We start from the raw sequence: 15,588 nt of genomic DNA, 5'->3' as shown, positions 1-15,588 counted from the left end.
AGCTACTAAAAACTTTATTGATTACGTTTTGCTTGTTCAGTTTTCAAGGTTCATTTCGTTACCATTTCACAACGGCAACTCTTATATAATATCACACTTTAAACTAGATGTCAACAACTAATTTATTTAAATTTAATTGTTTTTCAGTAGTTGTCTTGGCGACTTGTATAATATTACACTCTTAAATTAAAAAGGTCAACACTTTTCCTAGAAAAAAATTATACTTTTTCATTTCATCGAAAAACTTCCTATTATAATAATGATTACAAAAAAATATAGTATTAGACTCTGCATTTCAAGCAAATTCAACTTGTCTTTCCTGTCTAAAATAGAATTTTATCATAACCTTACTATAAAAAATAATAGATTTTAATAAAAAATTTTTTCTGCAGCGCAATGAACAGCGACAAAAATCTTTATTGAGCTGTAGTTTTGAGATTTATCGAGAACTTTTGATTGTTTATCGACCAACTTTATCGATTTATCCCCAACTTTTTTAATTTATCCACCAACTTTCGAAAAATATCGACATCTACCTTCATGCAATACTATCTGATAATTTGCGTCGCTTATGACATAAGCATATTTTTTTACGCAAAATTAAAAAATTTAACAGCAAAGAAGCGCGAGAAATCAACGTTGCTAAATTGATTTCTCACGCTTTTTAGAATGGAAAGAAAAATGGAATTGCTAGCATCATAACGATAAACATAACCATCTGTAACGGTATTCCAATTTTCACAAAGTCCATAAATTTGTAGCCACCTGCTGTCATAACTAACGCATTGGTCGGTGAAGCAATAGGTGTAACAAAGGCCATACTTGCAGCTACTGCTACTGCAATCATAAAAGTCGTTGGACTAACTTCCATTGCAATCGCTGCATTCATAGCAATTGGTGCGAATAATACCGCAGTAGCTGTATTACTAATGAACTGACCAAAGACTGCAGTTAAAATGTAGACACCAATCAGTACCCCGTAAGGTCCATAGTCCCCCAGCGCATTGATAATACCATCAGATAAGATGGTCATCCCTCCCGTTTTCTCCAATGCCGTTGCCATAGGAAGCATAGCAGCTACAAGCACAATACTTTCAAAATTCATATGGCTATATGCATCTTCCATATTACGTAAACAGCCTGTTAATATCATCAGTACAGCACCAATCATAACGGAAATAACAGCAGGGAAAATTTCAAAAGCCATTAACACAATCATTATAAGCATAATGGCACCCGCAATACCTGCTTTACCTGTTGCTGCCGCCACACTCGCATGCTCCTTCGGCTGACCAACAACAACGACATCCTGCGTTTCCCTTGCAAGTATTAAAATTTCATCCCATGCGCCCTGCACTAAAATGGCATCCCCAAATTTCAATTTATGTGTCACCATATCTTGAAGTTTATAGCCACCTCTACGATTAATGCCTATTATATTAAGATTATATTTTTCTCGAAAGCCTAGAGAGCTGACCGTCTCATTAATAAAGCTAGAATTTGGCGTTAATAATACCTCGGCAATACCAAGATGCTTCGATACCAATTCATCAGCCTCTCCTTCAACTAGCTCTTGCATCTCTAAACTATAATCCGAAGTAAAACGACGAATATTCTCTTCCTCACCTTGGACATATAACTCATCTTTGGCATGTATCACACTTGTCGGACCCGCCATTTCCTGATATGTCATCGGTAAAAAATTAATACCTTCTTGTGATCGTCGGTGAATTTTCATCATACAAAGTGTATATTTGGCCGGAAGCTTTAATTCTGCTAATGTCATGTCAATAATCGCCGAATCCTCTGGCACAAACACTTTAAACAAACGATTGTTTAAATCATATTGCTTAATGATTTTCTTTGGAGATAGTTTATAGTCAGCTTTTGTTTGTGTACGGTTTTTTTCATTTGGCAACAGAATATTGCGCACGAGTACTAAATAGCTAATACCAACTATCATTCCAATAATACCAATGGGTGTCACTTCGAAAAACCCTAGCTTATTATAGCCATGATCAACCAATAACTGGCTCACAATTAAATTTGTTGGTGAAGCAATCAATGTCATAAGCCCAGAAAGACTCGCAACATAAGAAAGTGGTAACAAAAATTTTGACGGGCTTACCTTCATACTAATGGCAATACTAACGACTATTGGCATCATCAAAGCTACCGTACCTGTATTACTCATAAATGCACCGACAGAACCTACAATAATGAGTAATAACACAAATAATTTCAGCTCACTATTCCCTGACCATTTCAGTAATAATTGACCTGCCATCCCCGCAAGACCTGTACGTAAAATCCCTGCACCCACGACAAATAACCCAGCGATCATTAAAACTACAGAGTTTGAAAAACCAGCTAATGCCTCTGTGGGTGTTAAAATATCCGTAATGACAAATGCTAAAAGTGACACAATTGCAACGAGATCTGCTCGTACTTTATTGGTCACAAACGCAATAATTGTTGCTCCTAAAATTAAAAATGTTAATGTAAGTTGCACATCCAAGAATTCCTTTCTAACATTAATCATTATGCTTTACTGAAGATGATATACAAAAACAAACTTTTTGTACTTCCAACATCTTGCCTGTTTGCTATATCACTTATTTTTATTATATCTTACCAAGAACTACATATGAGAAAGTTCACCGTCTTTTCGAAATCAATTTCGCCTTAGCATGATTGCGTCCGGATTTTGAATTGTATCCGCACAATTCATTCCTTTCCCTTGGGCGCCAGATGAGCCGCTTCAATCAACTTATATAAATAACATACGTTGGTATCCCTACTTTTGATGATGGGGCAAATAAAATAAGTGCGGTATTATCCCGCACTCTACTATTATAAATCGTTCCTTACTTGGATTATTTTTGATAAAGATTATGCTCTTTAATATAGTCATAACAAGCGTTTGGCAATAAATATTTTGGTTCGCCATCCATTGCGAACTCTTCACGAATGTAGGTAGAGCTAATTTCCATCGCTAAGCCTTTGTCGATTAAATGAAATCTTCCATCATCGTTATTTCTTAAAATTGGGGAACGACTGATCGTTGATAACATATCGATTCCATGCCTCGCCATTACAATAAATTTATTCTCAGCTACTAACGCCTCTCCCCTTTTCCACAATCCCGCTCCAATATCAACTAATAAATCGGCCCCCATAATAAAATGTATTTCATCATCGGGGTGCTGTTCTCTAAAATATTTCATCGTGTCATATGTGTAAATATTCCAACCTTCTTGCTCCATTTCATATGAATCTGCGATAAAGCGCTCATCCTTAGCAATAGCCAGTTGTAGCATATTCCATCGATGAGCATCCTTTGTTTTTATCTCTTTGTCCTTACGTTTATTTGAGCATGGTAAAAAAATGACTTTATCTAATTTGCAACGGTGTGCTACTGTGCTTGCCGTCCAAAGATGAACATTTGTAATTGGATCAAATGATGAACCGTAAATACCTATTTTCGCCATTGTATATCCCTCCCTTTTGCTTCTACTATTAGCTTCTCTCTTGCCCCATCATCGTAACTTTTTCTTTAATTTCTTTAATGCTTTTCATTTTGTTATCCCAGCACGCTTGGCTTAAATCAACAGGATACTCTTCTGGGTTCATTGTTCGTTTGTACTCATTCCATAGTAGATGCAAATTTTCTTCTACATATGCTTGAATTTCCTGAAGTGTTGGTTCCTTGTAAAGAATAGAGCCACTCACCACAATGTCTTGATGTAATTCTCTTGCTGTAAAATTCGTAACAAATTTACTGATATAAGTATGAACAGGGTGAAACATTTTCAAGCGATCTTCCTCTTGTGGATTTTCATCGTCTAATGCAATATAATCCCCTTCAGCATGACCATTCCCTTTATTAATAATTCGGTAGATACGTTTGCGACCTGGCGTAGTTACTTTCTCAGGATTTCCAGAGATTTTAATGGTATCAACCATTTTCCCACTTTCATCTTCAATAGATACTAATTTGTACACTCCTCCAAGAGCCGCTTGATCGTAAGCTGTGATGAGCTTGGTTCCGATTCCCCAACTATCAATTTTTGCCCCTTGCGACTTCAAGTTCATAATGGTATATTCATCCAAATCATTAGATGCGATAATTTGTGCTTCAGTAAATCCAGCTTCATCTAGCATTTTTCTTGCTTTTTTTGAAAGATATGCCAAGTCTCCACTATCTAATCGAATTCCTATAAAATTAATTTTATCTCCAAACTCCTTTGCTACACGAATAGCATTAGGAACTCCTGAACGCAATGTATCATACGTATCTACTAAGAAAACACAATCTTTACGAGTACTCGCATACTTTGTAAATGCAGTATATTCATCGCGATAGGCCTGTATCATAGCATGTGCATGCGTACCTGATACTGGGATACCAAATAATTTTCCAGCTCTTACATTGCTAGTAGCTGAAAAACCTCCAATATAAGCAGCACGCGTTCCCCAAATGGCCGCATCAAATTCATGAGCACGACGAGTACCAAATTCCATCGCCACATCCTCTCCAATCACTTGTTTAATGCGCGAAGCCTTCGTTGCGATAAGAGTTTGATAATTAACGATATTTAAGATAGGCGTTTCAATTAATTGGGCTTCCGCTAATGGGGCCTCAATTCGTAAAATGGGTTCATTTGCAAATACCAATTCACCTTCCTTCATAGCAGATATAGTACCTGTAAATTTTAGATTTTGAAGGTATTTCAAAAATTCCTCTGAATATTTTCCTTCTTCACGTAAATATTGAATATCACTATTAGAAAAACCAAAGTTTTTAATAAACTCCATAATCTTTTTTAAGCCTGCGAATATCGCATATCCATTACCGAACGGAAGTTTTCGAAAGTACAGTTCAAAAACTGCAGTTCGATGTTGAATATCATCTTTCCAATAAGTTTCCACCATATTAATTTGATATAAGTCCGTGTGCAACATGAAGCTATCGTCTGCATATTTCATTTCCTATCCCCCCCGTTTATTGAAATTAAAGAATAGTAGCTCCGAGTGAATGCTCGAAATGTCCTAACGCCCACTCATGTCCAGCCTGATTAAAAGACGCCACTGCATTTTTATGAATAACAATGTTAAACCCTTTATTATAGGCATCTACCGCTGTATGAAGAACACAAATATCCGTACATACACCTATTAAATGCAGTTCAGTAATGCCTCTTTCACGTAATTTAATCTCTAAATCAGTTCCTGCAAAAGCAGAATATCTTGTTTTATCCAAGTAGTAGACATGATCTAGATCTTTATTTTCTTCATATAGTTCTTTTAAGGAACCATACAGTTCTCGGCCTCTTGTATCTCGGATATTGTGAGGAGGAAAAAGCTTTGTTTCTGGGTGATAGCTATCCCCTTTTTCATGAACATCAACGGCAAAGACTGTAAAATCACCGTTTGAAATAAATTCCTTTGTTAATTGTGTATTTGCATCTTCCAACATCTGCCCTGGTATACCGCAAGTTAAAGCTCCATCTGATGCTACAAAATCCTCAGTATAATCAATATTAATCAGTGCACGTTTTTCCATATTTTCATCACTCCACTTTTAATTTTAATTAGTAATCAAAGAATTACAAATTACTTTATATTAATTATGCCCCGGCATAATTGCATCTGGATTCGGCCTTGTTCTTGCACAAAGTCGAATCCGTAACATTAGCTGGAGGCTTTAATGATAAATTGACTCTACGATTTCAAAGTCATTATAGGTATATAATTGTGACGGTCTATATGAATTTCTTTTAGTTTTCTTTGGTTTTCCTTCTTCATCTAATACTTTTTCAATAAAAGGCAATTTAGGTGCTTTTGTGAAGAACACAGAATCATTGGAAATGCGCGGGTCATCCCCCACCGTCAACAAAACTCTTTGCAATTCAGATAAAGTAAATTCTTCTGGTAAAAAATTTTTTGCTACCGTTGTTTGAATCATATCTTTCTTAATAAAATCCAACGCATCTGTAATAATCTTTCGATGATCAAAAGCTAACTCGAGTTCGAACACTTCATTTAAATCAAACAGCTCTACCTCTGCCGCATCATCGTTCGCTTGACGTTGTTCGATATAAACTTCTGGAACAATAGCATAAAAGGCGTTTGAAATCAGCCAACCACGAGGATCGCGATCTGTTTCATCGTAGACACCAAAGTGTTTAACATGCAACCCCTCTACATTCGTTTCCTCTTTTAGCTCTCTTTTAGCAGCAATATATGCCGTTTCCTTTCGATTTGCATCTACAAAACCTCCTGGAAGCGCCCATTTTCCTCCTTCGATATTAGGGTTTCCTTCGTTATCTATATCAGCTCGTTTAATCAGCATGATTTTAAGCGTCATCATTGGCGGTGCTTTTTCTTCTACTTTTTCAGATGTTATTGTAAAAATCGCAATATCTGACGTATAGCCATCTGGTGTTAAATATTTAGAAGAATCATAATTCGCAAGAACTTCTTCTTGTGAACGATATTTTGTCATTGCATGTAACCCCTTTGATACTTTATTTTTTTGTAAGATTGATGATGAAGATGCCTATGAATATTCTCCCGGGGCGCGTGGGGATTTCCTTCGCTTCCACGGGTATTCTCCAGAAACGCGCGGTATTTCTTCGCTTCCGCGGGTATTCCCCCGAAACGCGCGGGTATTTACCTTGCTTCCGCGGGTATTCTTCCGAAACGCGCGGGTATTTACTTTGCTTCCGCGGGTATTCTCCCGAAACGCGGGTATTTACCTTGCTTCCGCGGGTATTCTCCCGGCGCGCGCGGTATTTCCTTGCTTCCGCGGGTATTCCCCCGAAACGCGCGGGTATTTCTTCGCTTCCGCGGGTATTCCCCCAAAACTCGCGGGTATTTACCTTGCTTCCGCGGGTATTCTCCCGGCGCGCGCGGTATTTCCTTGCTTCCGCGGGTATTCCCCCGAAACGCGCGGGTATTTCCTCCGCTTCCGCGGGTATTCTCCCAAAACGCAGGTATCTACTTCGCTTCCATGGCAACTTAGTAATTTATAATTCGCGAATTACTATTTATTAGTATGATAACTTTTCCATTTAATTATTTCAACCCCTTGAATAAAAAATTTTTGAGAAACAAAGCTAAATTAAAAAAGGTATAAATAAAGCATTCTCCGCCTTATTTATACCTTTTATGTTATTTAATTTACTAATTGATTTTTCAAGAGAATACCATCCTGTACGACAACTCGCCCATCTTTAATAACAGTATTCGTATGATTCATGCCATAGAAATATTGTAACTGCTTGTAATTGGCAACATCCAATATAATGACGTCAGCTTGTTTGCCAGCTTCAAGGGAGCCAATTTGATGCCCACGGTTAAGTGCATATGCTGCATTAATGGTTGTCGCTGTTAACACTTCTTCAAGCGTCATACCCATATGCATACAAGCTAGATTCATGATAAATGGCAGACTCATTGTTGGCGATGAGCCAGGGTTAAAGTCAGTTGAAATAGCAACCGGTACCCCTTCATCAATCATTAGGCGTCCTCTCGCAAATGGTGCACGTAAGAAGAATGCTGTTCCAGGTAGCAACACGGCAATCGTACCAGCTTCAGCCATTTTTTGAATACCTTCATCAGAAGCAACTAGTAAGTGCTCCGCCGAAATTGCCCCTACTTCTGAAGCAAGCTCCGCTCCCTTATAAGGTTCAATTTCATCTGCATGAATTTTCGGTGTTAACCCCAACGCTTTGCCAGCCTCTAAAATGCGTCGTGATTGCTCTGGCGTAAATACACCTTTTTCACAAAACACATCATTAAATTCTGCAAGCTTCAGCTCAGCTACTTTCGGCAGCATGTCATGAATGACTACATCCACAAATTCATCCTCGCGTCCCTTAAAGTCACGCGGCACCGCATGCGCCCCCATAAAGGTACTAACGACATCAATGTCATGTGAGGCTTGCAATTCCTTAACTACCTCAAGCTGTTTCTTTTCAGTTTCCCAATCCAAGCCATAGCCTGATTTTGCCTCAACCGTTGTGACACCATGCTTTAAAAACACATCTAAATGATTCATCGTTTTTTCATATAAATCACCAAAGCTAGTTTCTCGTGTTCGCTTTGTCGTGGCATGGATCCCACCACCCGCATTCATAATTTCCATATAGGTAGAGCCATTAAGGCGCATATTAAATTCCTGCTCACGAGTACCGCCATGCACTAAATGCGTATGACAATCGACGAGACCTGGCATAACAACCTTACCTGAAGCGTCAATAACCTCTGCTACCTTTACTAGTCCAGGGAAGTCCGCTTCTAACTGTGAAATGGGTCCAACTGCTACAATGCTATTTCCCTCCATTAAAACACTACCATTTTCCACTACTGCAATGTCACGCATTTGTTCCTTTGTACGCGGACCTTGTTCGGCACTTTTTAACGTAATCACTTCGTTGGCATTCTTGATTAAAATAGTCACTTAGCATCATCCTTTAGCATTGGTATATGCACACCTTTGTTTTTCGCCGTATTAATGGCAATTTCATAACCAGCATCTGCGTGACGTACGACACCCATTCCTGGATCCGAAATTAACACTCGTGCAATTTTCTCTGCGGCAAGCTCTGATCCATCCGCTACTAGCACTTGACCTGCATGCTGAGAGTAACCCATACCTACACCACCACCGTGATGAACACTTACCCAGCTTGCACCACTTGCTGTATTAACAAGTGCATTTAAAATTGGCCAATCTGATACTGCATCAGAACCATCCAGCATGCCCTCTGTTTCACGATTTGGTGATGCAACTGAGCCTGAGTCTAGATGATCTCGCCCAAAGACAATCGGTGCTGATAGCTCACCATTGGCAACCATTTCATTAACCTTTAATGCAAAACGATGACGATCACCATAGCCTAACCAGCAAATACGTGCCGGTAACCCCTGCCATTTAACCATTTCTTGCGCCATATCAATCCAATTCACAAGACCTTCATCCTCAGCGAACATTTCTTTTGCAAGTGCATCTGTTTTATAAATATCCTCAGGGTCACCTGAAAGTGCAGCCCAGCGGAATGGCCCTTTCCCTTCACAGAATAAAGGACGAATATACGCTGGAACAAAGCCAGGGAAGTCAAAGGCATTTGTTACACCCATCTCTTTAGCATAAGCGCGAATATTATTACCGTAATCAAATACTTCTGCGCCCGCTTGTTGGAATTCAAGCATTGTCCGAACATGCTCAGCCATTGTTTCTTTTGCTCTTTGCTCATATGTTTTTACATCTTTTTTACGCAGTTCAAGCGCTTCCTCAAATGTCATGCCATTCGGTACATAACCATTAATCGGATCATGCGCAGATGTTTGATCTGTTACAAAATCAGGAATTATACCTCGGTTCAGTAGTTCCCGATTCACGTCAGCACAGTTACCAACAAGACCAATTGATGCAGGCTCTTTTTTATCACGTAACTTATTGACTAATTCAATAGCTTCATCTACTGTCTCCACAATATAGTCACAGTAGCCCTCTTTTATTTTACGTTCAATTCGAGCACGCTCTACTTCGACTACTAAAATGACAGCGCCAGCCATTTTCCCAGCTAAAGGCTGTGCACCACTCATACCACCCATACCACCTGTAAGGATGAATTTGCCGCGTAAATCAGCTGTACCAAATACCTTTTTCCCTGCCTCTACAAACGATAAATACGTTCCTTGTAAAATCCCTTGTGCGCCAATATAAATCCAGCTACCAGCCGTCATTTGACCGTACATCATTAAATCGCGGTCCTCTAACTCATAAAAATGCTCCCAGTTCGCCCATGCAGGCACTAAATTTGAATTCGCAATTAATACACGTGGTGCATGTTCATGCGTACGGAATACAGCTACTGGTTTCCCTGATTGAATGAGAAGTGTCTCATCATTTCCTAATTCTTTTAATGACGCAATAATTTGCTCGTAGCTCTCCCAATTACGCGCCGCTTTACCTATGCCACCATAAACAATCAGCTCATCTGGATTTTCTGCTACTTCAGGATCTAGATTGTTCATTAACATACGCATTGCAGCTTCCTGTGTCCAACCTTTACAAGATAATTCATTTCCACGTGGTGCACGAATATTTGTTTTAACTACCATTAAAAACACGCTCCTTTAAAATAGTAAAAATGCTATTGGTGTTACGATGATTAAAGTTAATACGACACGTTCAAACCAAATGATTATTATTTGGCGTAATGTCAATGGAATTTCAGAAGATAAAATAAGTGGAATAACGGCTGAAAAGAATAAAATTGCCGATATTGATACGACTGCCACAATAAATTTCGTCACAAGTGTTGCTTGTGTGACAACAAGTGCTGGTAAAAATACTTCTGCTAGCGATAATGACAATGCCTTCGCTGTTAAAAATGGTTCTGGAACTTGTAATACGTATGTGAACGGTACAAAAATATACGCAATCCAATCAAAAATTGGTGTATATGTTGCAAGTACAAGCCCTAGTAGGCCAATTGATAGAATTGATGGAATAACACCCATCGCCATGATGAAGCCATCCTTTAGATTCGCCCATAAAATTTTAGATAAAGGTGGATTTTGCTCAACTGCCTCCATCGCCTGACGCCACGCTTCTTTAAAACGCCCCTTCTTAACAATTTTTTCTGGCATTGGCGTTGCGCCCTCGTAGTATTCATCCTTCATTGAACGAAGTGGGTACATTCGCGCTGTTAATGCCGTAACTACGAATGTTACTACAAGCGACACCCAGAAAAATGCATTCCAATGTTCCATCATATCCAGCGTACTTGCAACGACAACCATAAACGTTGCAGATACAGTCGAGAAGCCTGTTGCAATAATCGCAGCTTCCTTCGCTGTGTAGCGACCCTCCATATACACACGGTTCGTTAATAGTAAGCCAACCGAATAACTCCCGACAAATGAGGCTACTGCATCAACTGCTGAACGTCCCGATGTTTTAAAAACAGGCTTCATAAATGGCTGTGCTAAAACACCAATGTATTCAAGCAATCCATAGCTAACTAGAAGTGCCAAAAATAAAGAACCGATTGGAATTAATACCCCTACTGGCTTAACAAGCTTCTCCAGCAAATACGGACCAATACTTTCATCCGCTAACCACGCGGGTGCTATATTGAAAATTAACAATATCCCCGCAACCATACCGCCCACTTTAAAGATTGACATTACAATATTGACTGTCGACTTATTCCATTTCTTAGTAATAAATGGATGAATTGCTCCACCTACAAGCATTATGAGTACATATGCAGTTACAAGTAGTGGTGCTTCAGCTCGTATAAAGTTCACTATATGGTCGATTAAAATCGTACTTTTATTTTGCCATTCAAACGAGATGAAAAAGCTGAATATTCCGACTAAACTACATGCAATCATCTTCATAGCGGAGGAGACTCTAAATTGCGAGCCTTGCTCCAACTCTTGTTGTTGAAATTCCATCCCAAACCCCCTCGATGTTAATAGTAAGAGCTCTTTCCGATAGAAATTCCATTTAATCCCGACGAGCTGAAGGATTTGTTGGTTTTTCTATCGGAAGTTATCGCCTTAAGGCTTACATAAACTCATTTAATAGAACATCACTCGTTAATAAATACTCTGAAAGCGCTTCAATTTCATCGCCGATTGGTTGATCTGTTAACAATGGCGGGCAAAATTCACGCACTTTTTCTAAATACTTTCGCGTTGTTGGAGATAACTGGTCTTCTGCCTTATCTAAATGAATAGCCTGCGATGCACAAATCATCTCTATCGCAATGACACGAGCTGCATTGCGGACGATTTGACGCACTTGACGGGCAGATGTCGTACCCATACTTACATGATCTTCTTGGTTACCTGATGTCGGTATAGAATCCACACTTGAAGGATGTGCCAACACTTTGTTTTCAGATACGATAGAGGCTGCTGTATATTGAGCAATCATTAGTCCACATTCAATACCAGGATTGGTCGCTAAAAATGGCGGCAAACCTTCATTAAGATGCGGATTAACCATTCGTTCTGTACGTCGTTCTGAAATGTTGGCCCACTCACTTACACCGACTTTTAAAAAGTCCATCGCTAAAGCAATCGGCTGACCGTGGAAATGCCCTCCAGACAATACTTCTCCATTTTCTAAAACAATCGGATTATCTGTCGTTGCATTCATTTCAATTTGCACGCGGTCCTGAGCGTAGAAAAATGACTGCCAGGAAGCGCCATGCACTTGCGGAATACAACGCAATGAATAGGCATCCTGCATGCGGATCTCACCTTGTTTTGTCACACGTTTACTGCCATCAAGCCATTTACGAATTCGCCCGCCTACAAGCTCCAATTCCGGATGTGGTCTTACTGCCAAAAGCGCTGGGTCAAACGCCGATATAATCCCCTTCAGTGCCTCAAGTGTTAAACTTGCTGCCATATCTGCCGCTAGCCCAATCCGTTCTGCCTCGTTCACCGTCAAAACTCCGATACCTGTCATTGCTTGTGTACCATTCACAAGTGCTAGCCCTTCCTTGGCTTGGAGTCGGACTGGCGAAAGCCCTGCTTGCTGTAACGCTGTACCGCCTTTCATAATCTCTCCATTAAACTCCGCCTTACCTTCACCTACTAGCACTAAAGCCAAATGTGATAATGGCGCTAAATCTCCACTTGCTCCAACCGAACCTTGAGATGGTACAATCGGGTGTACTCCCTTATTTATAAAATCCAATAGCAGCTGCACTGTTTCTAGGCGAATACCTGAAAAGCCACGCGCTAAAGCATTGGCACGTAAAATCATCATTGCACGTACAACATCTGTCGGGAACGGTTCACCAACACCCGTTGCATCTGAGCGCAATAAATTCAACTGTAAAAGTTCAATATCTTCCTCTTCAATTTTGATATTACTTAGCTTTCCAAAGCCTGTATTCACACCATAAATCGTCTGCCCCTCAGCTAAACGTTTTTCAATTCGTTCTCTACTTAAACGTATACGCTCCACACTTTCTGCAGTTAGCGCAACCGTAGCATGACCTTTTACAATTTCCTCTATTTGCTGTCTTGTTAATGTATTGCCATCAAGCTCGATGATAGACTTCATATGACATCCCCCTATTCCTTATGGCTATGTAAAATGCTTTAACCCATTTTATCTTGGCGTAATTTTTGCTGACGCTTCGCTTTCGCTACAGAAAACATTTGCCGCTGACGCTTCGCTTTCGCGCAGAAGTGATTTGTAGCTGGCGCTTCGCTTTCGCTACAGAAAACATTTGCTGAATGAAGATAAGTAGCCATTACTCTATTTATATTGTACTAACTACCTTTTTCAGAAAATAGCGAATTTTAAAAGAGAAAACATGATTTATTTCAGATTTTTTGTTATTTTTAATAATATAATAGTATTTTTTTACGATACTAGATAATTTTAATGGAGGTTGGTTGACATGAGGTTGTTATTAATTGACCGAGATTCCACTGAGCTTTCGGGTATTCGTTGGTTTTTACATACGTATTTTCCCGGAGATTTAACGATTGAAATATGTACAACTATTAATGAGGCGCCTCAAAGTATCCGAGAGTTTGAGCCTGAGGTAATACTGCTGAATATAGACCTACTCTCGAATAACCCTTTAGCTGGACTTTATCATGTTTTACAAAAACATACAGGGACTATTTTAGCTATGACGACAGAACCCTTATTTAAAAATGCATTAAAAGCAATCGATTTACAGGTCGCTCATCTTTTTGTTAAGCCAATTGATTTAGAAGTATTAAAGCAAAAGCTCACTGCCATTTCTCTTCGGGCGCCAAAGATAGAGGCAGTTTATCAAGAAGCTACAGATGAATCCTTTTATTATCAACTATTTCTAGATAGTAAAACGAGTTCTCCAGAGACAACTATACATTTCACAATGATTGAGCCTGAGCATTCCGAAATGTTTAACAAGCTCTATAACTGGCTTCAGCAAACTCCTATTTATTATCATATGAAGATTTATCCTTTATCAGATAGAATCGTCTGCTTATTCCAAACAGATGATTTAAAAATCGTAGAGAAGGATGTTCGTACACTAATGAAGGAATGGCGACTGACAAACAATAGCTCTTTAAATATTGGGATTTATGATGGGGAACCTGCAACTGTGAAGAAAATGTATTCCTTAACGAAGCGTGCACTTCATCAAAGCTTTTATGAAGGCTTTGGGCATATTTTTTATGCGAGTAAACAGTTTGAGACACAGCCCCTTGATCCTTTGCTAACACCAGAGGAGCAACAATTACTGATAAGTAGTTTAGAGGACGGAAACATCGAAGCCGTCAAGGTATTTTTATATCGACTATCTAATGAAGGGATTTATTACGAGCAAGATGACTTACGCATTCATCTAACGAGCGTTTTGGCGCAAATTCGACGCTTTATGCTGAAGTATAAATTACATGAGAAAGCTGCAATTGAGCAAAAATATCGTCAGCTTTTTCATTTAATCATTGAGCATCCTATATTTTATACCATTCTAAATGGCATCATCTCTTTTACTCAAAGACTTATTGAATTAGCTCGTGAGGCACGAATGGAGAAACGGGCTGACTATGTAGAGTTAGCAATAGAAATTATTGATCAACAATTTCAGGATAGCGGGTTATCTTTACCTTTCGTTGCTCATAAGTTAGGGATTAGTCCCAATTATTTAAGTACGATTTTTTCGAAGAAGCGAGGGCTACCATTTAAACGCTACCTACAGCAAGTCCGAATTCATAATGCTACGAAAATGCTTGTAGAAACAGATTTTGCTATTAGTGAAATTGCCTATTTAAATGGCTTTGATGATCCGAATTATTTCATTAAAATTTTTAAACAGCAAATTGGTCTTACTCCTAATCGTTATCGTAAAACTTAAAAAGGCTCATTACTGTAACGTGAGGTTGATTTCCGTTCCGACTGGGCGCGTCAGCCGGAACGAAGATCTACTTATATATAATGTCATTCACAACTTTTGATGATGAGCAATAAATATGGTACACACCCCAATAAAAGGTATCGAAAACCTTGGTAGTGACCCATTAAAAACAGTAATTTTTTTCAATTAGCATATTACATTTTCAATAAGAATAGATAAACAAAAGAATTTGCTTTCATTTCTTTTAATTCGAGCTTTCTTAAAAGTTATTTAAAATTACAGGCGTATTGATTAGGAAAATATAGATTTATTATTGAATGATAAAAGGATTTTTTTGCTGCTATTTTGCAAATGTATACCCATCTTAACTGATTATAGCGCAGGGCTACTCGACTCTAACGGGAAAAGCGAGACAGACGAGGCCCTGCACGGAGCAAATGTTTTCCGTGCGAAAACGAAGTGGCAGCGGCAACGCAGCGGAGGAAGCAGCTCGACGCTCGCCCGCAAGAAGCCTTGCTCTGCGCGAAAGCGAAGCGTCAGCGACAAAACAAGTAGCACAGCGGAAATCAGAGCCTTTTAATAAATCAGGATGGATAAAAACGATCAATCAACACACCTATTAAAATAATTCTCTAAAAGATGTTTAGAAAAGCTGAATTCGGGGTAAAGACTATTCATAAACCCT

Annotated in this window: 12 protein-coding genes; 2 read left to right on the top strand and 10 right to left on the bottom strand. The window is 39.0% G+C overall.

Annotated elements, in window-relative coordinates:
• Positions 1 to 664 precede the first annotated feature (664 nt).
• The 10 genes from QRN68_RS09645 to QRN68_RS09600 form a co-directional block, all read right to left on the bottom strand.
• Positions 665 to 2,518: an SLC13 family permease gene (locus tag QRN68_RS09645; RefSeq protein WP_285396633.1), complete on the bottom strand. Its 1,854-nt coding sequence runs from the start codon at positions 2,516 to 2,518 to the stop codon at positions 665 to 667.
• Between the two features lie 358 nt (positions 2,519 to 2,876).
• Positions 2,877 to 3,491 carry a nicotinate-nucleotide adenylyltransferase gene (gene nadD, locus QRN68_RS09640; RefSeq protein ID WP_285396632.1) on the bottom strand — a complete coding sequence of 205 codons (615 nt, stop codon included), beginning with the start codon at positions 3,489 to 3,491 and terminating at the stop codon, positions 2,877 to 2,879.
• A gap of 28 nt (positions 3,492 to 3,519) precedes the next feature.
• Positions 3,520 to 4,989 (bottom strand): nicotinate phosphoribosyltransferase, encoded by a 1,470-nt coding sequence (locus QRN68_RS09635; RefSeq protein ID WP_285396630.1) that lies wholly within the window; start codon positions 4,987 to 4,989, stop codon positions 3,520 to 3,522.
• A gap of 25 nt (positions 4,990 to 5,014) precedes the next feature.
• Complete coding sequence (locus QRN68_RS09630) at positions 5,015 to 5,566, bottom strand: cysteine hydrolase family protein (protein ID WP_285396629.1); 552 nt, start codon at positions 5,564 to 5,566, stop codon at positions 5,015 to 5,017.
• A gap of 141 nt (positions 5,567 to 5,707) precedes the next feature.
• Complete coding sequence (locus QRN68_RS09625) at positions 5,708 to 6,508, bottom strand: NUDIX domain-containing protein (protein ID WP_285396628.1); 801 nt, start codon at positions 6,506 to 6,508, stop codon at positions 5,708 to 5,710.
• 672 nt (positions 6,509 to 7,180) lie between these two features.
• Positions 7,181 to 8,467 (bottom strand): imidazolonepropionase, encoded by a 1,287-nt coding sequence (gene hutI, locus QRN68_RS09620; RefSeq protein WP_285396626.1) that lies wholly within the window; start codon positions 8,465 to 8,467, stop codon positions 7,181 to 7,183.
• Positions 8,464 to 10,134, bottom strand: coding sequence for a urocanate hydratase (gene hutU / locus QRN68_RS09615; protein ID WP_285396624.1), 1,671 nt, complete (start codon positions 10,132 to 10,134; stop codon positions 8,464 to 8,466). The genes hutI and hutU overlap by 4 nt, the downstream gene beginning before the upstream one ends.
• Positions 10,135 to 10,149: 15 nt before the next feature.
• The gene (locus QRN68_RS09610) at positions 10,150 to 11,478 is read right to left on the bottom strand and encodes a YjiH family protein (protein ID WP_285396622.1); all 1,329 of its coding nucleotides are present in this window, start codon (positions 11,476 to 11,478) and stop codon (positions 10,150 to 10,152) included.
• A gap of 112 nt (positions 11,479 to 11,590) precedes the next feature.
• Positions 11,591 to 13,105, bottom strand: a complete 1,515-nt coding sequence (hutH, locus tag QRN68_RS09605) for a histidine ammonia-lyase (protein WP_285396620.1) — start codon at positions 13,103 to 13,105, stop codon at positions 11,591 to 11,593.
• Positions 13,106 to 13,143: 38 nt separating this feature from the next.
• Positions 13,144 to 13,299 carry a hypothetical protein gene (locus QRN68_RS09600; RefSeq protein WP_285396619.1) on the bottom strand — a complete coding sequence of 52 codons (156 nt, stop codon included), beginning with the start codon at positions 13,297 to 13,299 and terminating at the stop codon, positions 13,144 to 13,146.
• Between the two features lie 149 nt (positions 13,300 to 13,448).
• Between QRN68_RS09600 and QRN68_RS09595 the strand changes: the two genes are divergently transcribed.
• Together QRN68_RS09595 and QRN68_RS09590 are read left to right on the top strand one after the other, a co-directional pair.
• Positions 13,449 to 14,903 (top strand): helix-turn-helix domain-containing protein, encoded by a 1,455-nt coding sequence (locus tag QRN68_RS09595; protein ID WP_285396618.1) that lies wholly within the window; start codon positions 13,449 to 13,451, stop codon positions 14,901 to 14,903.
• 446 nt (positions 14,904 to 15,349) lie between these two features.
• A complete protein-coding gene (locus QRN68_RS09590) occupies positions 15,350 to 15,526 on the top strand; it encodes a hypothetical protein (protein WP_285396616.1) in 177 nt (58 codons plus the stop codon).
• Positions 15,527 to 15,588: the final 62 nt, after the last annotated feature.

Source organism: Lysinibacillus sp. fls2-241-R2A-57, from assembly GCF_030209535.1.
GTDB lineage: Bacteria > Bacillota > Bacilli > Bacillales_A > Planococcaceae > Lysinibacillus.
Note: the sequence above shows the minus strand (reverse complement) of the source record. Positions and strands in the feature narration are given on the sequence as shown.